This window comes from Pseudomonas sp. SWRI22 (assembly GCF_014268395.2).
Lineage (GTDB): Bacteria > Pseudomonadota > Gammaproteobacteria > Pseudomonadales > Pseudomonadaceae > Aquipseudomonas > Aquipseudomonas paracarnis.
Genome location: NZ_JABWQK020000001.1, coordinates 181332 through 202265 on the forward strand (window position 1 = coordinate 181332; position 20934 = coordinate 202265).

Here is a 20934-nt window from a genome sequence, read left to right on the forward strand (position 1 = left end):
CCTGAAGGAAGTGGACAAACCGGCCTGTTGATCGGCCCTTCCTTACAGGTCGAATGGCAATGAGAATTCACCTCATTTATTTTCGGCCGGTCACACCCGAGCGGAGACGGTTACCCAGTAGCGGCTGCGGTAGGTCACATCGATCGCCAGCGATTGAGTGACCAACTTGAGCACTTGGTCGGTGTCCTCCAGTTGGTAAGTGCCCGAAACTCGCAACCCTGCCACGGCTTCGCTGCAACGCACCAACCCATTGCGATAGCGGCCCAGTTCGGCCAGGAAGTCGTCCAGGCGCATGTTGTGGGCGCTGATCACGCCGTCACTCCAGGCCCAGGGGTCCAGGCCGTTATCGGGGGAAGGGCGAATGCCGCTACGGTTGAACATCACCTGTTCGCCTGGCTTGATCACCTGGCGTGCGGCGCCGTCATGGCGATCGGCAAACACCGCTACCGCACCCTGTTGCACGGCCAGCAGGGTACCTTGGGGTTCTTCGCGCACCAGCAAGCGCGTGCCGACGGCGCGCAGGTAACCGTCGCGGGTATGCACCCACAGCGGGCGGTGGTCGGCGCTGGTATTGATCAATATTTCACCCTGGCGCAGGTTCACCAGCCGTTGTTCGGCGCTGGAGGTAATGTCGACGGCGCTGGCGCTGTTGAGCTGGACTTTGCTGCCATCCTCCAATGTTACCCAGCGCCGCTCGCCAGTGGCGGTGCGGTAGTCCGCCATCAAGGCGGGCAGGGGCGTGTAGTCGCGGCCCAGCCAGGCTAAACCTGCGGCGCCGGCAAACAGCCCGAGCAGTTTCAGGCTTTCACGACGGCTGATGTGCTGGCGTGCGCCGTCGAGTGCATGGCGACTGACATGCGCCGGCAAGTGGTTGAAATCGTCATTCAGGGTGGCGACCCGTTGCCAGGCCTGTTGATGCGCCTCGCTGGTGTGCAGCCACTGGTCAAAGGCCGCGGTGCTGGCGTCGTCGGCGGTGTTGTAGCGCAGCTTGATCATCCATTGGATGGCCTGGTCGACCAGGTGCGAGTCAGGAGTCGGCATAGCGCAACCGGTAACAGGCGTGCAGCGCCTTGGACAGGTCGCGTTCCACCGTGGCCTTGGACACGCCCAGGCGCAAGGCGATCTGCGGGCAGGTCAGGCCGTCCAATTGGGCCAACAGGAACGCCTCGCGCACCCTCGGCTTGAGCTGGTCGAGCAAACGGTCAATACGCTCCAGGCTGTCGAGGATCAGCCGCTTTGTTTCTTCGCTCGGCACCTCTACTTGCGGGAAGTGCGCCAGGCTTTCCAGGTAGGCGCGTTCCAGTTCGCGGCGCCGGTATTGGTCGATCATCAAGCTGCGCGCGATGCTGCTCAGATACGCGCGCGGCTGCTGCAAAGTCTGTTGCTGACGCGCGTTGAGCAGGCGCACGAAGGTGTCCTGCGCGAGGTCAGCGGCGCGCTCATGGCAGGCCGTGCGCCGGCTCAACCAGCCTCGCAGCCATGAATGGTGGGCTTGGTATAGCTGGCCGATGGCAGCAGGGTCCAGTGGGTGATCGCTCGACATGGTCATCCTGGCGCAGCAGGCTTAATTGATAATGTTTCGCATTCTAGACGTTGGTCGTGGCATTCAGCAATCACTGGGTTCGCTGCGTGAGCAATGTATCCAGCACAATTTTTTGTAGGGCCTGCAAGCGCCGATTAATCTGGATTTTTTTCCAGCGGACGGTTCAACCATGATCAGCCTTGTCACACTCGGTGTTTTTTCCGGCGCTGTGTTGCTGTTGCTGCTGTCACCGGGGCCGAACATGGCGTTTGTCATCAGTCAGGGCGTCACCCATGGCTGGCGCGGCGGCGTTGCTTCGGCCCTGGGCATTGGCGGGGCCGACCTGTTGCTGACAGCGTTGACCGCCATGGGGGTGACGGCGTTGGTTGCCAGTTGGCCGCCGGCTTTCGACCTGATCCGTTATGCGGGCGTGATTTACCTGCTGTGGCTGGCCTTCAAAACCTTGCAGAAACGCCCCGGCCTGGACACCGCTCACGTCGGCCGCGTGGCGTTGGGCCGAGTGTTTCTGCAGGCCATGCTCAACAGCTTGCTCAACCCCAAAGCGTTGTTGTTTTTCATGGTGTTCCTGCCGCAGTTTGTGCGGCCCGAGGCGGGGCCTATCGCCTTGCAATTGATGGTGCTGGGCGGTGTGTTGACGTTGATCGCCAGTGTGTTTCATGTGCTGTTGGGCGTGTTTGGCGGGGCGCTCAGTCGTTTCTTCGCCAAACGCACCAAAAGCGCCTGGCTGCAGAAGTGGGGCTTGGCAGCGGTGCTGACGGCGTTGGCCGTGCGCTTGGCGGTGATGTCACGTCCTGCCTGAATGACAGGCGGGAAGCCAAGCAAGTTTCTTTGTGGCGGGGGAGCTTGCTCCCGCAACGGCCCGACAGCCGATGCTCATCTACCAGACACCCCGCAATCCAACTGTGGGAGCTGGCTTGCCTGCGATGGCGGCCTGCCAGCCGACACCGGGTATCAGACCGAGCACATATTCATTCCTGCGGTAACGGCCACCTATTTGACTGAAAGAGATACCTTTGGCCAGTTTTGCCGCGACTACCAGGTCAGTCGAAAGACTGGCTACGACTGGACAGCCGTTGAGCACCGAAAGAATCAAAAGGAGTTTCGTACAGCGGTCTAGGACTTACCTCACGTTCAAGCGTTGAAACCGGTTCATTCCCACGGACCTTCAGTCGCTGCAAATTCAGCGACCGGACGTGAGAAATCCAACTTCACCCCAACCGCGCAGCCGCTCGCGCAACAATCTCCCCGCGCACTCTGCGTGACTCCTCCGTGCGCTTGTTGGCTTCCTCCAGCACATGCCGGGGCGCCGTCTCCGGGCGGCCAGAGTCAAACGGTGGGGCCGGCGCGTATTCGATCTGCAGTTGCACCAGTTGCGCTGCCGCTTCGCTGTACAACTCCGCGGCCAAAGTCAGGGCAAAATCGATGCCCGCGGTGATCCCGCCGCCGGTAAACAGGTTGCCATCACGCACCACACGTTCCTGTACGGGGATGGCACCGAGCGGGGCGAGCAGGTGGTGGTAGGCCCAATGGGTGGTGGCCTTGCGACCGCGCAGCAACCCTGCCGCGCCCAGTACCAATGAGCCGGTGCACACCGAGGTCATGTAGCGCACTGTCTGGGCCTGGGCCTTGAGGAAGTCCAGGGTTTGCGGGTCTTCCATCAATGGGCCCACACCGGCGCCGCCGGGTACGCAAAGCACATCCAGGTTCGGGCAGTCGGCATAGGTCATGGTCGGCGTGAACACCAGGCCAGTGCTGGAGGTGATCGGCGCGAGGTCTTTCCATACCATGTGCAGCTTCACGTCTGGCAGTGAACCGAGGACGTCATAGGGGCCGGTAAGGTCCAGTTGCTGGATGCCGGGGAACAACAGAAAGCCGATCTGCAAGGTCATGATTCAAGCTCCGAAAAGGAATGGACGTGCTCACTGTAGAAGCCTAGGCTTTGGCGAATACGCCATTGAGCCCACTAATCTCGCCAATCATGCCTAAAATTATTCATGTACTCGCGTTTGAGAATGCCCAGGTACTCGATGTCACCGGGCCTCTACAGGTATTCGCATCGGCTAACGATTTGGCGCGCCAGCATGGTTTGCCATTGCCCTACGCGGTCAACGTCATCGCCGCTCAGGCTGAGCCGGTGATGACGTCAGCCGGCCTGGCGCTGCTGGCCGAACCGCTGCCCGCCATTGACCAGCCCTGCGATACCCTGGTGATCGCCGGTGGCTGGGGCGTGTACGGCGCTGCCGAGGACCCGGCGCTGGTGCAATGGGTGCGCGATAAATCCTTGCACACCCGGCGCATGGCTTCGGTTTGCACCGGGGCTTTTCTGCTGGCCGCCAGTGGCTTGCTCGATGGTTGCCGCGTGGCCACGCACTGGACGCGCTGTGAAGAACTGGCGCGCAAGTTCCCTGCGCTCACGGTGGAGGCCAATCCGATTTTCATCCAGCAAGGTGCGGTGTGGACGTCTGCTGGTGTGACCGCCGGGATCGACCTGTGCCTGGCCCTGGTAGAGGATGACCTGGGGCGTGCGATTGCCCTGGAGGTGGCGCGCCACTTGGTGGTGTTCCTCAAGCGCCCTGGCGGTCAGTCGCAATTCAGCGTGACGTTATCCCTGCAAAAGAGCGACAGCCGTTTTGCCGAGCTGCATGCCTGGATCGCCGAAAACCTGACGTTGGATCTGAGCATCGCCACCCTGGCGGCCCAGGCTGGCATGAGCGAGCGCAGCTTTGTACGCCACTATCGCACCGAGACTGGCCAAACCCCGGCGCGGGCCGTGGAACTGATTCGCGTCGAAAACGCACGCCGGCAACTGGCAGATAGCACAACCTCCATCAAGCGTATCGCCATGCAATGTGGTTTTGGCTGTGAAGAGACTCTGCGCCGCAGCTTTCTAAGGGCTTTGTCGGTGACGCCCCAGGCTTATCGAGAGCGTTTTTCACCGCTCCAGTAGTTCCAGCAAAGCTTGAAGCGTGACCTGGGGCGCTTCCTGGAAAACGTTATGACCCACGCCGGGCAACACCTGGCGGCGATAAAAACCGCTGAAGTGCTCCACGTCATCATCCTCCAGCGACGGCGGGCCCACGCCATCGTCGGCCCCGCACAGCGAAATGCTCGGTACTGATATCGGCGGTTGCGGCACCAGCGCCTGCTCGATGTATTCCAGCGCGGGATCACCCGGCGCATACATAAAGCGATGGCGATAGGAGTGAATCACCACCTCGACAAAATCCGGGTTATCAAACGACGGCGCGGTCAGGGCGTAGCGGCTTGGCCCTTCGGCCCAGGACGGTGACCACAGCGTCCAGAGCAATTGGCAGAGTTCACGCCGATTGGCCGTCAACCCGTCGACCCCGCGCTGGGTGTGAAAGTAATACTGATACCAGAGCCGGTGCTCTGTCTCAGGTGGCCTGGGCTTGAGCGACTGGCTGATGGCCTGGATGTTGTAGCCATCGCCGGTCACCAGACCGCGCACCCGCTGCGGCCATAGCGCCGCGACAATACAGGCGGCGCGCCCACCCCAGTCAAAGCCGGCGAGGGTGGCTTGCGGGATCGACAATGCATCCATGAAGTCGAGCAAGTCCTTGGCCAGCGCTGCCTGTTGGCCAGAGCGCATCACTTGCGTGTTGATAAATCGCGTCGGGCCATAACCGCGTAAATACGGGACCAACACCCGATAACCACGTTCAGCCAGCACCGGCGCGATGTCGTCGTACCCCCGTGGGTCGTAGGGGAAGCCATGCAACAGGATCACCGGTTCGCCATCGACAGGGCCGTGGGTTTCGTAAGCCACATCAAGCAAGGTGGTGCGCACATACAGCAGTGCGGGTGGGGTGGTCACGGTTGCCATACGGTTTTCTCCCCGCTGAGTTTGCGGTCCAAAAACGTTGCCGCACTGATCAACGCCAAATGGCTCAAGGCCTGGGGCGTGTTGCCCAGGTGCCGGGCCTGGCTGTCGAACTCTTCGGCGTACAACCCCAGCGGGTTGGCGTAACGCAGCAACTGTTCGAATTCCAGATGGGCCTTTTCAACTTGCCCGGCGCGCGCCAGGCATTCGACGTACCAGAACGAACAGGCGGCAAACGCGCCTTCGACGCCTTGCAGCCCATCGATCTGGCTATCGTCATTGCGGTAGCGGTAGACCATGCCGTCGCGCACCAGGCTTTTCTGGATCGCTTCCAGTGTCGTGAGCCAGCGCGGGTCCGTGGCGGCGACAAAGCGCACCAGCGGCATCAACAGCATCGAGCCGTCGAGGGCGGTGCTGCCGATATGCTGCACAAAATGCCCGCGTTCTTCGTTCCAGAAGTTAGTCCAGATGTCGGCGTAGATCGCCTGGCGCGTCTGGTCCCAGCGTGCGAACGGGGCCGGCAGCGAACGTTTGGAGGCCAGGCGAATGGCACGGTCCAGGGCCACCCAGCACATCAGGCGTGAGTGCAGGAAATGGTGCTGCTCACCGCGCATTTCCCAGATGCCCACGTCTTTGTGGTTCCAGATCTCACACACTTGGTCGACCACTTCCACCGTGTGTTTCCAGCCTTGGTGGGAGATGGCTTCGCCGTACTTGTTGACCAGATAAACCGCGTCCATCAGTTCGCCGTAGATATCCAGCTGGACCTGGTCGAACGCTTCGTTGCCCACCCGCACCGGTTGGGCGCCGCCGTGGCCGCTCAAGTGGTCGAGGGTGGTTTCCGGCAGTTCCTGGCGACCGTCGATGCCGTACAGGATGTTGATCTTGGTCGGCTGGCCGCAGCAGTCGCTGACCCGGCCCCTGAGCCAGCGCATATAGGCGTTGGCTTCCTCGACGAAACCCAGGCGCATGAACGCATAGACGGTGAACGAGGCATCGCGGATCCAGGTATAGCGGTAGTCCCAGTTGCGTTCGCCGCCGGGCGTTTCCGGCAGCCCGAACGTGGCCGCGGCGATGATGGCGCCGTGTTTGCGCGAGGTCAGGAGTTTCAGCGCCAGGGCCGAGCGGTTGACCATCTCGCGCCAGCGCCCGCGATAGTTGGACTGGCTGATCCAACCGCGCCAGAACTTCAAGGTGCGCTCCAGGTAGAGGTCGGTACAGTCGTTGGTGACGCGCGCATCCTCCTGGCCACCGAGGACAAATTCGGCGCCTTCATCCTGGGCGAGGGTAAAGGTGGCGATGGCGGTGTTGCCTTGGAGGGTCAGCGGCTGACTGCCAATCAGGCGCAGGCCGGGCTGGCCGCTGGCGGTGAACACCACGCTGGCAGCCTCGGCCTTAGCCTCGGTGGGGGCCCGGGCATAGTCGTGGCGCACGGCGCAGCTCAGGTGGATAGTCGCCTTGCCACTGACCACCCGTACCCGCCTGATCAGCAAGGGCAGTTCATCGACGTTTTCGCTGACGGTCAGCAGGTCGGTGATCTCCACCACCGCTTCATCGCTCAGCCAGCGAGTCTGCAGCACATTGGTGTCGGGCAGGTAGATCTGCTCGCGGCGGGCGTTGGGCAGGTCCGGGGTAAGCTGGAACGTGCCGGCCTCGGGCGTGTCGAGCAGTGCGCAAAACACCGAAGGGCTGTCGAATTCCGGCCAGCAGAAGAAGTCGATGCTGCCGCGGTCGTTCACCAGTGCCGCGCTGCGCATGTCGCCGATGATCCCGTGGGCATCGATGGCGCTTTGAGGTTCGTTCTTGAAATCAACCATTGCCACGGAACTCCGGGTAGAGGCTCATACCGCCATCGATGAACAAGGTGCTGCCAACCACATAATCAGAGGCATCGCTGGCCAGCCACACCACCGCATTGGCCACGTCTTCGACGTCACCGACACGACCATAAGGAATCAATTTGAGCAGCTCTTTTTCTGCAGCGCCTTCAGTGGCTGCGCGGTTGATCGCCGTGCGAATCGCCCCAGGCGCAATGCCATTGATACGGATGCGCTGTTCGCTGACTTCCTGGGCGAGGGTGCGCATCAGCATCTCCACGCCGCCCTTGGACGCGGCGTAATTCACATGCCCGGCCCAGGGGATGACTTGATGCACCGAACTCATATGGATGATTTTGCCGGCGGCCCGTGACACACCTTCGCGAATACCCTGGCGATTGAAGATGCGCACCGCCGCCCGCGCGCACAGGAATTGCCCGGTGAGGTTGACACCAATCACGGTGTTCCAATCCTCAAGGCTCATATCGACCAGATTGGCGTCTTTTTGCAGGCCGGAGTTGGCCACCAGAATATCCAGATGGCCGAAGGCGTCGAGGGTTTGCGCGAACAGGCGTTCGACATCGGCCTCCTTGGACACATCGCCGCCAATCGCAAGCGCTCGGCCGCCGTTGGCATTGATCTGTGCGGCGAGGGCCTCAGCCGGTGCCGCCTGGGAGTTGTAGTTAAGCACCACCGCCGCGCCTGCCGCGGCCAGGGCTTTGGCCGCGCCCGCGCCAATGCCGGAACTGGCCCCGGTGACCAGGGCCACTTGTTGCTGCAAGGAAATCTGCATCGCCCACCCACCGTTTTATGAGAGTCCTTCTTGCTGACTGGCGGCTGGGAGCGGAAGTTCACCCCCTGGCGCTTACGCCCAACTCGGGCAAAGCGCGACTTTATCGTATGATGCTGAAAACAAAGGGCAATACAGGAAGCGATGGAATGCATGCGTGGGCCGATACCCGATGGATGAAACTATTACTCAGCGGCGTAGTGGCCGCTTTATCACTGGCTCAGACAGCCTTGTGCGTCGCGGAAAACAGCAATGGTAAAACGCTGTATCTGCAGCGCTGTGCTGTGTGCCATGGGCCCGATATCAAAGGCACGGGGCCATTGGCAAAAAAAAGTAATCCGCCAACCCCCGACCTGACAACTGCCACCTTCAAGAAACGACTCCATGATTATCCGGGCGTTATCGTCTCCTCGGTCATCCTTCGCCCCAATGGCAACCTGATCCCCAAGACGCTGCAAGACAACGGCGTAAAGATCGCGCCACATGCCTGGAGCGTTAAAGACTTTCGCGATTTGCATCAATACATGAGTGAGGTCATTTCAAACAAATAGTGGGTCGGCGATGAGCAGCAATTGCCCCACTTAATAGGAAGCATTACTATTCACGCCCCGCCTCCCCAGTGCTCTCGCGATGACTCCTCAGCCGCCCCGCAGAACAGGCTTTTTCGAGCACTACGAAGAGTTGATCGGCACCTGGACACGCCGCCTGAGAAACCGTCAGCAAGCCGAAGACCTGGCGCACGACACCTTCGTGCGGGTGCTTGAGTCCGCTGCCTGCGAGGTGGCGCAGCCACGCGCCTACCTGCATCAAACCGCGCGCAATATTGCGGTGGATGCCTACCGCCGCGAAGACCGCCGCGAGGCGTTGACGCTGCAGGCGGCTGATCACAGCACGCCTCACAGTAGCGACCCGGAGCATTACATGCACGCGATCCAGTTGGCCGACGCCATCGAGCGGGCGCTGGCCGAGTTGCCGCTCAACTGTCGCAGGATTTTCATCTGGCAAAAGATCGAAGGGCTCACCCAGCAGGAAATCGCCACACGCCTGGGGCTGTCTAAAAACATGGTGGAAAAGTATATGATCCGCACCCTGCGGCATCTGCGTGATCGTCTGGATGCGAGCGCGCCATGACCGGCTTTGAAACAGGATCTTCCACGATGGATAACCGTGTCCGTGATGAGGCCGCGCAGTGGTTTATACGCCTGCAAGACGGCCCATTGAGCGCCCAGGAACGCCAACGTTTCGATGCCTGGCGCAGGTCGCAGCCCGCGCATCAGTACGAAATCGATGTGCTGCAAGGGCTATGGAGTGCGACGGATTTGCTGCCCAAGGCCCGCTTGCAGGCGCTGGGCGATGCGCCGACCGAGCGCCTTGGACGGCGTGCGCTGATGCGTTATGCCGTGGCCGCCAGTGTGGTCGCCATTGCAGTGGGCCTGGGTGCGTACCGCGGTCTGGGGCAGCCAAAGCCCTACAATGCCGAATTCAGCACGCGGTTAGGCGAGCATCGTCAGGTGATCTTGCCTGACGGTTCCGTGATGGACCTCAACAGCCGCAGCGTGGTCGCGGTTCATTACGAAAAGGGCCGTCGGGGCGTAGAGCTCAAGCAGGGCGAGGCGATGTTCAGCGTGCAGCATGACGCCGGGCGCCCGTTTGTGGTCGCAGCCGGCGCAGGGCAGGTGACTGTCACCGGCACGCGCTTTGATGTACGTCGGGAGGCGGACCAGACCCGCGTGGCGGTCGAAGCCGGCACGGTCAAGGTGCAGGGCCGGGCATCCGATCACATCGTCACGCTCACCGCCGGGCGTGGCACCCATGTCGATCCCCAAGGCCAAGTGGCGGCGGCCTACGCGGTGAACCCTGAAGAACTGACCGCGTGGCGCAACGGTAAACTGGTGTTCAACAGCGCCACCTTGGTCGACGTGGCGCGGGAAGTGTCGCGCTACCGCGAGCAACCGCTGCGTGTCAGTACGGCAGCGGTGGGCAATCTGCGCTTGACCAGTGTCTTCAACTCCAGCGATACCGATGCCTTGCTCAAGGCCTTGCCCCACATCCTGCCGGTCGCCTTGCGCACTCTGCCGGACGGTAGCCAGGAAATTATTTCGCGCTGACATTCAGGTTTTTTTCGAGTTCTTCGTCTTCTCCTGCAACTGCAACTGGTTTGCATTAACGGCCGCGCATGCTTGCGATCACAGGACTAGGTTCGACGTGAAAAAACTTGCCCCCCACAACAATAAAATTTCCCGCTGGGCGCCCTTGGCCCTGGCCGTTGCCATCAGTACCGCACAGGCTGCCGAGGGGATCCACATTCGTGCGCAATCCCTCGGCGCAGCCTTGAGCCAATTGGGCCAGCAGACCTCGCTGCAAGTGTTCTTCAGCCCCGATATGGTTGCTGGCAAGCAAGCTCCTGCGGTCGATGGCAATCTCTCGCCCGAACAAGCCCTGCGGCAATTACTGCAAGGCAGTGGCCTGGATTACCAGATTGACGCCGGCTCCGTGACCTTGCGTCCGGTGAGCCGCGGCACCGGTGAAGCGGGCTCACCGCTGGAACTGGGGGTCACCGATATCAAGGTGGTGGGCGACTGGCTTGCCGACGCCGATGCCGAAGTGGTGCAGAACCATCCCGGCGCACGCACCGTCATTCGACGCGAAGCCATGGTAGAGCAGGGCGCGATGAACATCGGTGACGTCCTGCGCCGCGTGCCTGGCGTGCAAGTGCAGGAATCCAACGGCACCGGTGGCAGTGATATTTCCCTCAACGTCGGCGTACGCGGCCTGACCTCGCGCCTGTCACCGCGCTCCACCGTGCTGATTGACGGCGTACCGGCTGCGTTCGCTCCTTACGGCCAGCCACAGCTGTCGATGGCGCCGATTTCTGCCGGTAACCTGGAAAGTATCGACGTTGTCCGCGGTGCGGGTTCGGTGCGTTATGGGCCACAGAACGTCGGCGGCGTGATCAACTTCGTGACCCGTGCGATCCCGCAAGACTTCTCCGGTGAAGTCGGCACCACCCTGCAAACGTCTGCCCACGGTGGCTGGAAGCATGTAGAGAATGCCTTTATCGGTGGCACGGCCGACAACGGTATCGGCGCCGCGCTGCTGTACTCCGGGGTCAACGGTAACGGTTACCGCAACAGCAACAACGGCAACGACATCGATGATGTGATCTTCAAAACCCACTGGGCGCCGACCGATCAAGACGATTTCTCGCTGAACTTCCACTATTACGATGCCAGCGCCGATATGCCCGGCGGCCTGACCCAGAAGCAGTTCGATGCCAACCCGTACCAATCGGTGCGTGACTGGGACAACTTCAGCGGGCGCCGCAAGGACGTGTCGTTCAAGTACATCCGCCAGATCGACGACCGCACCCAGGCCGAAGTGCTGACTTACTATTCCGACAGTTTCCGTGGCAGCAACATTGCCAACCGCGATCTCAAGACCCTCAGCTCCTACCCGCGCACCTACTACACCTTCGGCATCGAGCCGCGTGTGTCTCATGTGTTTGACCTGGGGCCCAGTACCCAGGAAGTCAGTGTGGGGTATCGCTACCTCAAAGAAGGCATGCACGAGGAGGCCACCAGCCTGAACCTGGTCAACAACGTACCGACGCCGGGCGGGCAGAGCGACGGTCACGTGTATCAGGACCGCACGGGGGGCACTGAAGCCAACGCCTTCTATATCGATAACAAAATCGATATTGGCAAATGGACCATCACCCCGGGCATTCGCTTTGAAGATATCCGTACCGAATGGCATGACCGCCCGGTCGTTGCCCTGAACGGCAAGCGTACCGAGGAAAAACGCCGCGAGGTCCACAACAACGAACCGCTGCCGGCGCTGAGCGTGATGTACCACGTGTCTGACGCCTGGAAACTGTTCGCCAACTACGAAACCTCCTTCGGCAGCCTGCAGTATTTCCAACTCGGCCAGGGCGGTACCGGCGACCAGACGGCCAACGGCCTGAACCCCGAAAAGGCCAAGACCTACGAGGTCGGTACGCGCTACAACGACAGCGTCTGGGGCGGCGAAGTGACGCTGTTCTACATCGACTTCTCGGATGAACTGCAATACGTCAGCAATGACGTGGGCTGGACCAACCTCGGCGCCACCAAGCACAGCGGCATCGAAGCATCCGCCCATTACGACCTGTCCAACCTCGACCCGCGCCTCGACGGCCTGACCGCCAACGCGGGCTTCACCTACACCAAGGCCACCTCCGAAGGTGATGTGCCGTTCAAGGGCCGTGACCTGCCACTGTATTCCCGCCAAGTGGCGACCCTGGGCCTGCGTTACGACGTCAACCACTGGACCCACAACCTGGACGTCTATGCCCAGTCCGGCCAGCGTGCGCCCGGCACCGGCACCACTTATATCACCCAAGGCTCTGCTGATGGCCAATACGGTGATATCCCCGGGTATGTCTCGGTCAACCTGCGCAGCGGCTACGACTTTGGCGCGCAACTGTCGAACCTGAAACTGGGCGTGGGCGTGAAGAATGTCTTCGACCAGCAGCATTACACACGCTCTAGCGACAACAATGCAGGGTTGTACCTGGGTGAGCCTCGCACGTTCTTCCTACAGGCAAGCGTAGGGTTTTGAGCTTTAGCCGATGAAGAAAAATCGCGATCTCAAAGGTCGCGATTTTTTTTTGGCCCGGGCCAGGGGCACCGCCCATTCATCGCGAGAAGATCGCCGCTGTCCAAGCTGTTTCCTACACCTTGATCACATATTGTTGCTGGATCAGGAACTGATTCCGACGCAAAACCACACATGGGAAAGCTGGTGGGCTTCGACATTGCGTTGGAGCGACAAGCTGAAAATCGCCCACTGTCATGGAGAAACTTATGTCGGTATCGATGTTGGATACACCCGTCTCTGCTTCAGCAACGTCTGACCTTCCACCGGCCAAGGTCGACATTAAAGTCGCTAACGAGGCTGCGGCTGCGCGTTCTTTCAATGGCCAGAATGCTGCCCATGTTAATTTCCAATCCAGGGAGAACAAGGACGGGCCGGTATTTGGTAGTCCTCAGGCGCCGACCACCGCGGCTGACGCGCATGGGCGTCACCACAGCCCGCAGGGGGCGCAGAGTTTGCTGAGCCAATTCAAGCAGTGGGTCGGTCATTGCTTCAGCGGACATCGGCCGCCCACGCATCCTGGTTGTGAACATCGGCCGCCAAGGCCAAACCCAGGTTGCAGCAACACGCCCCCCAGGCCAAATCCGATTGATAGCAATCCACCACCACGACCGGACCCCACCACAGGTCGACCGTATCCGCCTGCCCCCGGCAGGCCGGATCCGCAGTACGCGTTGAAGAACCGCGAAGAGTTGGCCCAACAACTGCTCGACAACTTCAATGCCTTCAGAGACCCGAAGAAGCCTGGCTACGTCAGCGTTGACAGCATTCTTGCGATGGCGAAAAGAGGGTGGTCGCCTAACCCCGTCATGAACGAGAACATCCGCCTGGCCAATGAGCTGCTACGACGTCCGGAACTGATGGCAGCGATGGATAGGCACAGTTCCACCGGCGCCCTGGATGGTCTTATCGACCGGCAAAAACTGAATATGGTGATCAAAGGAGAGAACTACTTCAAGTACAAGACTGACAAGGAACTGGCCGGTGAGCTGCTTGATCATTTCGACGAGTTGAAGAAAAGGAGCGGGGGCTCAAGCCTGAAAATCAGCGAACTGAAAGAGTGGGCGCGCAAGCCGCTCACTGGCGATGCAGCCAAGGACCATCTGATTCAGTTATCCCAGGAAATACTCACGCGCAGTGACGTGCTCGAAAAAATGGATAACCACCTCAGTAAAGACGGCGATGGGAAGATCAGCCGTAGAGGGCTGTACTCGTTGTCCCGCTGACCACTCTTGCGGCGCCACCTTTTTGAGGTGGCGCCAGTTTTATATGTTTCAAGGAACGAATTATTCCCGGTTGCCACATAGGTGGTACCTGCGGTAGTGATTTGGCATGCCGTTTTTTCAGCTTTCGAATGAGGGAAACATATGACTTCAACCTCGTTTAATTCCCCCAAACCTGGCCCTCTCGAGCTTTTGCGCAACACCCAGCAAGCGAGTCTGGCAATGCCAGAGGAGTGCGCAGCGTCGCAAAGTCTTCCCTTTGAGTCGACCGAATATGAGGCCGAGGCGCGGCGCATGAAGGCTTATGCCGGCGAGCGCAAATTCCAGGCGCCCGTTTCGGATGATTTTTCCCGGGGCCTGCTGGCGGAGTTGCAGACGCCGGGGGCCGGTGGCGATTCATTGAAAGACACCGGCTTGATCAACAGCCTGGCAGGCTGGTGGCGTAGGCGAAAGCTGGATGAGGGTGGTTGACCACGGTTTTACATATTGTCATTGGTATTAGCCTTTTACTCGGAACTGTCGAGCCCATCCAACCACACATGAGGTACCTGCCTGAGGAGAGTCTATTCGTTGATTTTGTCCATCACGGCACAGACCACCCAGCGGATATGCATCTGAAAAGAGTTGGAGAAAACCCATGACAATTAAGGGTGCAGTACCTTCCGCCCGGCCGCTTCCTCCCGACAGGCTGGCCGCACAATCAACCACTCAACCACCGGTCTGCCAATCTGAAACCTGGTATGAAGCCCCATCCGCGCCCTCGGCTGGAGGCTCGCACAAACCCTTTCTCTTGCGTGGGACCTTATCCGCTCTGCGCTATCGAGACTTGCAGAACTCCCCTGTTGAGCGGGCCAGTGGTTCCCTGCCAAGTGCAACTACAAAGGATAGCCAGTTGGCAAAGGCCTTGGAAAAATCCTTCGGCGCGGTGCATCCGTTTCTGAATGACGGGCGCTTGACTTGGACGTCCTTGAAGCGGATCGCTGCTCAACCGACGGGTGAAAACGAGGTGTTGGACAACGCGATCCAGGTCGTCAGAGAAATTCTCAAACGCCCTCGGCTAAGCGACGCTATCTTCAGCCGTGATGGCGATATCACACGTGACAGCCTCAGTGCGGCTGCCCAGACCTTGCAGGGCAACAGCTCTCCGAGTGTTTTCAGCCAGGATCCGTTTCATGCCCAAAGCAATGCACGGGTGGTGGAGGCGCTGCAAAGCCAGTTTGCGCATCTGCGAGACCAGACCATGGATCGAACCTATCTCTTTGAAACGCATCAGTACGTTGAAATAGCCAAGCTTCGGTCGGTTATGCAAGACCCGTATGAGGTAGATCCACACGGCGCGCCTGTGCTGGATACGTCTACAGGCATGCCCAGGTCCCAATACAGCGAGCTCAGTGTCTACACAGCGAAGAATATTCTTGACCGTCCGGGTTTGCTGTCGTCATTACAGCGAGCCAATGGCACACGACTGTTTGGCCCGCCTCACAAGGACGGTTGGCTCAGCAACAAAAGCCTCGAACGTTGGCGGGAGCAGGACGATGCTCGCAAAGCGCGTTGAAGCTTGGACTCATACCTTGAGGATTTTTCCACTGATGGCTACTGCCGCCAGCAATACCGCAATCAGGATGAACGCAGTACTCAAGCTGCTGCCATGGGCGATAAAGCCAATCATGGCGGGGCCGGCGAGAATCCCGGCGTAGCCCAATGTGGTGATGGCAGGTACTGCGATATGCTCTGGCATCACCGTTTGCTTACCCACGGCGGTATACAGTACCGGTACGATATTCGAACACCCTGCACCCACCAGCGCGTAGCCGAGCAGCGCCGTTTCCCACGTTGGCAATAGGGTCGCGAGGAGCAAGCCGGCACAGGCCAGCGCGCCACCGATCACGATTACGCGAGTGGGGCCCAGGCGTCGAACAATGGCATCGCCGGTCAGGCGTCCAGCAGTCATGGTCAAGGCAAATGCCGCGTACCCCAGGCCGGCGTAAGCCTCTTCCAGGCCGCGCTCGGCGCTGAGGAACACAGCACTCCAATCCAGCACGGCACCTTCAGCCAGGAATACGATGAAACACAGGCAACCGATAAACAACACCACGCCATGGGGCACTGCAAATGCCGGTCCCGAGTTTTTGCTGCCATAAGGCAACAAATGCGGTGCGGCTTTCAACAGCGCCGCCACCGTGATAACGACGACCACCAGGGTCGCCTGCAATGGCGACAGGCCCAGCCCCAGCAACCCCGCAACCCCCGCTGCGCCGACAATGCCCCCCAGGCTGAACAACCCGTGAAAGCCCGACATCATGGTTTTGCCACTGGCGCGCTCAACGATCACCGCTTGCAGGTTGACGGTGGAGTCCACGGTGCCCAGGCCCGCGCCAAACAGGAATAACCCCGCGATCAACAGCGGGATCGAACTGACAGTGGCCAGCATCGGCAGGGCCAGGCAGATCATCAGCGTCCCTGCGGTGAGCACGCGTCGGCAGCCAAAGCGAGATGCCAGCACGCCCGCAGCGGGCATCGCGATGATCGACCCCACCCCCAGGCACAACAACAGCAGGCCAAGGGTGCCTTCATTCAGATTTGCACGCGCCTTTGCGTACGGCACCAAAGGTGCCCAGGCGGCGATACCGAAACCTGCGATAAAAAAAGCGATGCGGGTCGACATCTGCTCCAGCCGCCCGGGAACCACGGGGGCAGGGGTGGGAATGGCAGTCATGAAAAATCCTTGGTTTGGCGTTCAACGAACAATGTCCGGCGCGACATCCTTGCACATCAGGCCCTCTCGAGCGAGCTGGGTTCCTTTTGTTATCAGGATTAAAAGCGCAGATTGCGAGCATTTTTTTTACAAAAAATGGAACGCTTTGGCGTGGGGTAACCACGTAGGAATGGTCGAACCTGTAGGAGGTGGTCCGGAAGGTGTGTACTCCCTGCAGGAGTGGCTGAACCCCAGGTTCTTGCAGTGGCTTACTGCCTTTGCGCCCACCTCCCACAGATCGACCGTTCTGTAATACGCTGCTGTCCCGATGGTCGATAAGTGAGCGGACGAACCGATGAAAAATCTCTGGCTGGCGTGGTCATGACTCGGTTCTACGATGCACGCGGAAATATCTATGGGGTGGTCAGCCCGGCCCATTTGCGCGGTCTGGGTATCGATGTGCCCGACAACGCCCGCTTGGCTGCAAGCACGCGCAAGATGTGGGCCGCGTCGGCCATTGCGTCCGAATGTGGCTGGGGTGCATTACCACCACCGACCGGTGCAAAGGCGTATCGCTGTGATGGTTTGTTAGTCGGGCCATTTCAAGCACGGCCACCGTTTGATCTGCTGATCATCAATACCGACAGTTCTCTCGCCGAACGCAGTGGTAATGGCCTGACCATTTTTGCCCAGGCGTTAACCGACCAGGGGTTAATGGTGCACGGTAGCGAGTTGCGGGTGTATCACGACAAGCCGGATGCGGTATCGCCCGTGATCACCTGTGTCGAGCCGGCGAAGCATGAACAGGTGCCAGGCTTCTGGCTGGCGTTGGGCAGGCCCGAGTTTGGCCCCTTGGCGGTGGGGGCGGTCGGTGTGAGCCCTGTGGTCGCGGCACATCATGAATTCAGCCGCGTGGCGGCATTGGCGTCGATCAATGCGCAATGGGGAAACAGCCAATTTGTCCGGATAGGCAACCCTCATTGTGTGACGCTGGTTGAGCATGTGTCGGCGTTGCCGGTTAATGACACGATGCACCAGTTGACACTTTTCAATCGGTTGAAGGCCATCGCTTTTGCACCGCCGGCAGGGTGCGGGCAACTCTGTGTTGGCGGGGTCAACCTGCAATGGGTTGCTCGAGACGCTGGCAATCGAGTCATCGCGCGCGTATTTGAGCGAGGAGAGGGGCCTACGGCGTCTTCGGGGACCAGCGCCAGCGCAGTAGCATGCGCGGCATGGCGCGCGGGTTGGATTGAGGGTGACGACGTAACGGTGGTGATGCCGGGTGGCACGGCGCCAGTGCGATTGCAGACCGAGTCTGGAAATGTGCTGAGTGTGAGTCTTTTCGGGAGGGCGCGACTAATTATGTAGATCTCGGAACAGCAGGTGCCTTGAATTAGTGTCAGTCGTTTCCTTAAAGCTTAGTTGTAAATAGACAAGCAACAGTCCGCGTTTTCTGTTTGTTATGGAAAGTATTAATATTTTGTAAAAAGACACTTCCATCCTCGTTGTACGAAACTTCTTTTTTATTCGGTGCGGGCCGAAAATCGCCTGAAATCGCTAAGCTTGAGCATGTTCAGGTGCTTTTTTTCCAATCCAGTTGGCGTTGGCGAAAGAGAGTCGTTCAATCGAAAAGTTGATGGCGGGTAACAAAGGATGGTTAACAAGTTTCTTTCGTCATGTTTCAAATTGATCCTTTCAGAAATAAATACAGATCTTCAGGTAGTAGCGTTCAAAGGCAGCGAAGCCCTCGATCAACCTTACTTCATACAGGTGCAGTTAGTCAGCGAAGATCCTTCTCTTGACCTGGAGGCATTGCTTCATAAACCCGCCTATCTGGACTTCGGGGAAGCAGGGCAGGGCCTGCATGGGCACGTCTACGCCACCGGTCGGGACGATCCCGGTGCGCGACTCACCCGTTATCACATCACGCTGGCTCCACGTCTGGCATCCCTTGCCCATCGTTGCGACCAGCGGATTTTCCAGCAGCGCAGCGTACCGCAGATCATTGCGACGGTCCTCGAACACCACGGCATCTTCTCTGACGCCTATGCCTTTGAACTCGGGCCGGTGGTGTATCCGCCACGCGCGTTTTGCGTGCAGTACAGGGAGTCCGACCTGCATTTTATCCAGCGGCTGTGTGAAGAGGAGGGCATCCACTATCACTTTCGTCACAGCGTGGACAATCATCTGCTGGTGTTCGGTGATGACCAGACAGTATTTCGACGGTTGCCGGTGCAGCGGTATTGCTCGTCGCCTGATCCGGTGCTCCAGAGCCGTGTTGTACAGCGCTTCGACCTGCGATTGGAGACGCGCAGCCGGCGCACTGTACGCCGTGACTATGACTTCGAGCACCCTTCATTTCGCCTGCAAAAAGAGGCCGGTGCCGTGCAGGCGCAAACTTTGGAAGACTATGCCTACCCTGCCGGTTTTAAGGGGCATGCGCGCGGCGCGCAGCTGGCGCGACGCGGCCTGGAGCGTCACCAGCGTGATCGCCACAGGGTGTTGGGCAAGAGCGATCAACCGGCATTGTGCAGTGGTCACTTCCTTGAGCTATGTGATCACCCCGACCCACTCTGCAACGATTTATGGCTGCTGACTTCGGTGCGTCATGAGGGTTACCAGCCGCAGGTGTTGGAGGAGTCGATGGTTGAAGCCAGTGGATTCCAGGGCTATCGCAACCGATTCACCGCGACACCCTGGCGTGCAGTGCATCGACCGGCCCTCAAGCATCCCAGGCCAACGATCAGTGGCAGCCAGACCGCGACGGTAACCGGGCCTGCGGGCGAAGACGTGCATTGCGATGCCTATGGTCGGGTGAGGGTGCGCTTTCATTGGGATCGTGTGGACAACCGCGAGGGGGCGAGCAGTTGCTGGCTGCGCGTGGCGTCCGGTTGGGCGGGGGACGGGTTTGGTGCCATGGTGATTCCACGGGTAGGCATGGAAGTGCTGGTGAGCTTTCTGGAGGGCGACCCGGACCACCCTCTCGTTACGGGTTGCCTGCCCAATGCATCACACCTGCCAGCCTATCCCTTGCCGCAGCACAAGACACGCAGCGTGCTGCGTAGCCGCAGCTCACCGGATGGCGGAGGGGCTAACGAGCTGCACGTTGAAGATCGACGCGGCGAAGAACTCATCTACCTGCACGCCCAGCGTGACTTGGAACAACGGGTGGGTCATGACAGTCGCCTGGAGGTAGAGGGCGATAGCCTGACTCGCGTTGGCCAGAGCCTGGTGTTCGAAGCTGGGCAGCGGGTTCACCTCAAGGCCGGTGCCAGCCTGGTCATTGAGGCCGGTGCGCAACTGAGCTTGATGGCTGGCGGGGAACACTTGGTGATGCAAGCGGGCAGTATCTCAAGCAGCAGGCCCCTTACCCAGGCCGGTTCGTCGGTCGCAAACAGTTCGGCGAGCCCGGCTTTGTTCGCTGGCGCGCAGTTGTCGGCAGTGCAAAGCGTCGTCATGGACTTGGCCAGGCAACTTGACGCGGACTTTTGCCCCCTGTGCGAGCGCTGTCGCGAAGGCCTGTGCGATATCACGCAGAGGGCGGCTTGATGGACAGCTTGCCCCGTCGTTGGATGGCCCAACAGCTGCAGAACGGGCACCGATTGTGCCTGATAGTGGAAGGTGGCCACGAGGCTCGCCAGCCTCTATTGGCAGGTTGCGCCCCGTCGCACTATTGCAATCTCTATAGCGATACCGCCGCGGCGGAGCTGGCGAGTTCTGGCCCGATCATCCTCTTGCTTGAGCAGATCAATGAACCCGCCCTGGCTGATCTGTTGCAACACCCCGAGTCAAACTGGGGGTGGCTCGCGAGCTTGTCGGCTACCGACTTGACGGATGTGGCGCGCCATTGGCGCGAAAGGCTCCTGACAGGGCCGGAGGGCCAGCAGGCGCTTTACCGCATTCACGACAACCGCACCTTGGCCCGCGCCCTGGCCTATCTGGCCAAAGAGCATTGGCCGGTCTACCTCGGGCCGCTGATCAGTGTGTGCTATTGGCACGAAGGCCATTGGTGCCATCACGAAAACCCTGCACCGGGCGATTACCCAGCGCCTCGGCTCCCGCCTTGGCTCGATACACCCAATCCCCAGGCCGAAGCCATCCTGAACGCCAATATCCTGCGTTACCTGTTGGCGGAACACAGTGAAGACCTGGCGGCATTGGTCGAATTCCAAGACCCAAGGATTTGGCTGGCCCAGGTACTGGCGCAGGCGCGCGCTTGGCAATGGCGGGAGCCGGAGAAGCTCGAATTTCTGGTGGTGCGTCGTTTGGCAGAGGCGACCCGAAGCAGTGTTATCCATTGGCAGCCGAGGGCCGGCGAGGCGCCAGGGGAGCATTTTGAACGAGTGGTGGAGCAGTGGCGCAGGGAGGTAGGGAAAGGTGAATAGGTGGA

At 60.0% G+C, this 20934-nt stretch carries 19 protein-coding genes; 12 read left to right on the forward strand and 7 right to left on the reverse strand.

All coding sequences use genetic code 11. The features are described 5' to 3' along the window. Positions 1–90 precede the first annotated feature (90 nt). Together HU730_RS00815 and HU730_RS00820 are read right to left on the reverse strand one after the other, a co-directional pair. Entirely contained in the window at positions 91–1041 is a 951-nt protein-coding gene (locus HU730_RS00815) for a FecR domain-containing protein (protein ID WP_186527801.1), read from the reverse strand. Continuing rightward, positions 1028–1543, reverse strand: a complete 516-nt coding sequence (locus HU730_RS00820) for a sigma-70 family RNA polymerase sigma factor (RefSeq protein WP_186527802.1) — start codon at positions 1541–1543, stop codon at positions 1028–1030. Before HU730_RS00820 ends, HU730_RS00815 begins: the two co-directional genes overlap by 14 nt. 169 nt (positions 1544–1712) lie before the next feature. Between HU730_RS00820 and HU730_RS00825 the strand changes: the two genes are divergently transcribed. Continuing rightward, on the forward strand, positions 1713–2342 hold the full coding sequence (locus HU730_RS00825) for a LysE family translocator (protein ID WP_186527803.1): 630 nt from the start codon (positions 1713–1715) through the stop codon (positions 2340–2342). 409 nt (positions 2343–2751) lie between these two features. Here HU730_RS00825 and HU730_RS00830 read toward each other — a convergent pair whose 3' ends face one another. Further along, positions 2752–3432, reverse strand: a complete 681-nt coding sequence (locus HU730_RS00830; protein WP_096144362.1) for a DJ-1/PfpI family protein — start codon at positions 3430–3432, stop codon at positions 2752–2754. Positions 3433–3521: 89 nt separating this feature from the next. On the opposite strand from HU730_RS00830, the gene HU730_RS00835 reads away from it, so the two are divergent. Next, positions 3522–4490, forward strand: coding sequence for a GlxA family transcriptional regulator (locus HU730_RS00835; protein ID WP_060764301.1), 969 nt, complete (start codon positions 3522–3524; stop codon positions 4488–4490). Here the strand turns inward: HU730_RS00835 and HU730_RS00840 are convergent. From HU730_RS00840 to HU730_RS00850, 3 genes are read right to left on the reverse strand one after another with little or no spacing between them, the layout of a single operon-like run. Next, positions 4476–5387 (reverse strand): alpha/beta hydrolase, encoded by a 912-nt coding sequence (locus HU730_RS00840; protein ID WP_186527804.1) that lies wholly within the window; start codon positions 5385–5387, stop codon positions 4476–4478. The two genes, HU730_RS00835 and HU730_RS00840, sit on opposite strands and share 15 nt — an antisense overlap. Beyond that, positions 5375–7201: a glycoside hydrolase family 15 protein gene (locus HU730_RS00845; RefSeq protein WP_054898225.1), complete on the reverse strand. Its 1827-nt coding sequence runs from the start codon at positions 7199–7201 to the stop codon at positions 5375–5377. Before HU730_RS00845 ends, HU730_RS00840 begins: the two co-directional genes overlap by 13 nt. After that, the gene (locus tag HU730_RS00850) at positions 7194–7994 is read right to left on the reverse strand and encodes a glucose 1-dehydrogenase (RefSeq protein ID WP_072448699.1); all 801 of its coding nucleotides are present in this window, start codon (positions 7992–7994) and stop codon (positions 7194–7196) included. The genes HU730_RS00845 and HU730_RS00850 overlap by 8 nt, the downstream gene beginning before the upstream one ends. A 146-nt stretch (positions 7995–8140) precedes the next feature. Between HU730_RS00850 and HU730_RS00855 the strand changes: the two genes are divergently transcribed. From HU730_RS00855 to HU730_RS00885, 7 genes are all read left to right on the forward strand, one after another. Then, positions 8141–8542, forward strand: a complete 402-nt coding sequence (locus HU730_RS00855) for a cytochrome c (RefSeq protein ID WP_080757661.1) — start codon at positions 8141–8143, stop codon at positions 8540–8542. A 79-nt stretch (positions 8543–8621) separates the two neighbouring features. After that, on the forward strand, positions 8622–9122 hold the full coding sequence (locus HU730_RS00860; RefSeq protein ID WP_054898227.1) for a sigma-70 family RNA polymerase sigma factor: 501 nt from the start codon (positions 8622–8624) through the stop codon (positions 9120–9122). Between the two features lie 26 nt (positions 9123–9148). Next, a complete protein-coding gene (locus tag HU730_RS00865) occupies positions 9149–10099 on the forward strand; it encodes a FecR domain-containing protein (protein WP_186527805.1) in 951 nt (316 codons plus the stop codon). A 97-nt stretch (positions 10100–10196) separates the two neighbouring features. Next, positions 10197–12590: a TonB-dependent receptor gene (locus tag HU730_RS00870; protein ID WP_034125820.1), complete on the forward strand. Its 2394-nt coding sequence runs from the start codon at positions 10197–10199 to the stop codon at positions 12588–12590. Between the two features lie 245 nt (positions 12591–12835). Continuing rightward, entirely contained in the window at positions 12836–13852 is a 1017-nt protein-coding gene (locus HU730_RS00875; RefSeq protein WP_186527806.1) for a type III secretion effector protein, read from the forward strand. Between the two features lie 291 nt (positions 13853–14143). Continuing rightward, positions 14144–14320 carry a type III secretion effector protein gene (locus HU730_RS00880; RefSeq protein ID WP_080757665.1) on the forward strand — a complete coding sequence of 59 codons (177 nt, stop codon included), beginning with the start codon at positions 14144–14146 and terminating at the stop codon, positions 14318–14320. Between the two features lie 421 nt (positions 14321–14741). Continuing rightward, complete coding sequence (locus HU730_RS00885) at positions 14742–15404, forward strand: type III secretion effector protein (RefSeq protein WP_254914000.1); 663 nt, start codon at positions 14742–14744, stop codon at positions 15402–15404. Positions 15405–15413: 9 nt separating this feature from the next. Here the strand turns inward: HU730_RS00885 and HU730_RS00890 are convergent, their stop codons facing one another. Beyond that, a complete protein-coding gene (locus HU730_RS00890) occupies positions 15414–16565 on the reverse strand; it encodes an MFS transporter (RefSeq protein WP_186527808.1) in 1152 nt (383 codons plus the stop codon). Between the two features lie 360 nt (positions 16566–16925). Between HU730_RS00890 and HU730_RS00895 the strand changes: the two genes are divergently transcribed. The 3 genes from HU730_RS00895 (at position 16926) to HU730_RS00905 (ending at position 20929) form a co-directional block, all read left to right on the forward strand. Beyond that, positions 16926–17912, forward strand: coding sequence for a hypothetical protein (locus tag HU730_RS00895; protein WP_096144356.1), 987 nt, complete (start codon positions 16926–16928; stop codon positions 17910–17912). A 285-nt stretch (positions 17913–18197) separates the two neighbouring features. Then, a complete protein-coding gene (gene tssI / locus HU730_RS00900; RefSeq protein ID WP_186527809.1) occupies positions 18198–20093 on the forward strand; it encodes a type VI secretion system tip protein TssI/VgrG in 1896 nt (631 codons plus the stop codon). After that, positions 20093–20929, forward strand: coding sequence for a DUF4123 domain-containing protein (locus HU730_RS00905; RefSeq protein ID WP_054898234.1), 837 nt, complete (start codon positions 20093–20095; stop codon positions 20927–20929). The genes tssI and HU730_RS00905 overlap by 1 nt, the downstream gene beginning before the upstream one ends. Positions 20930–20934: the final 5 nt, after the last annotated feature.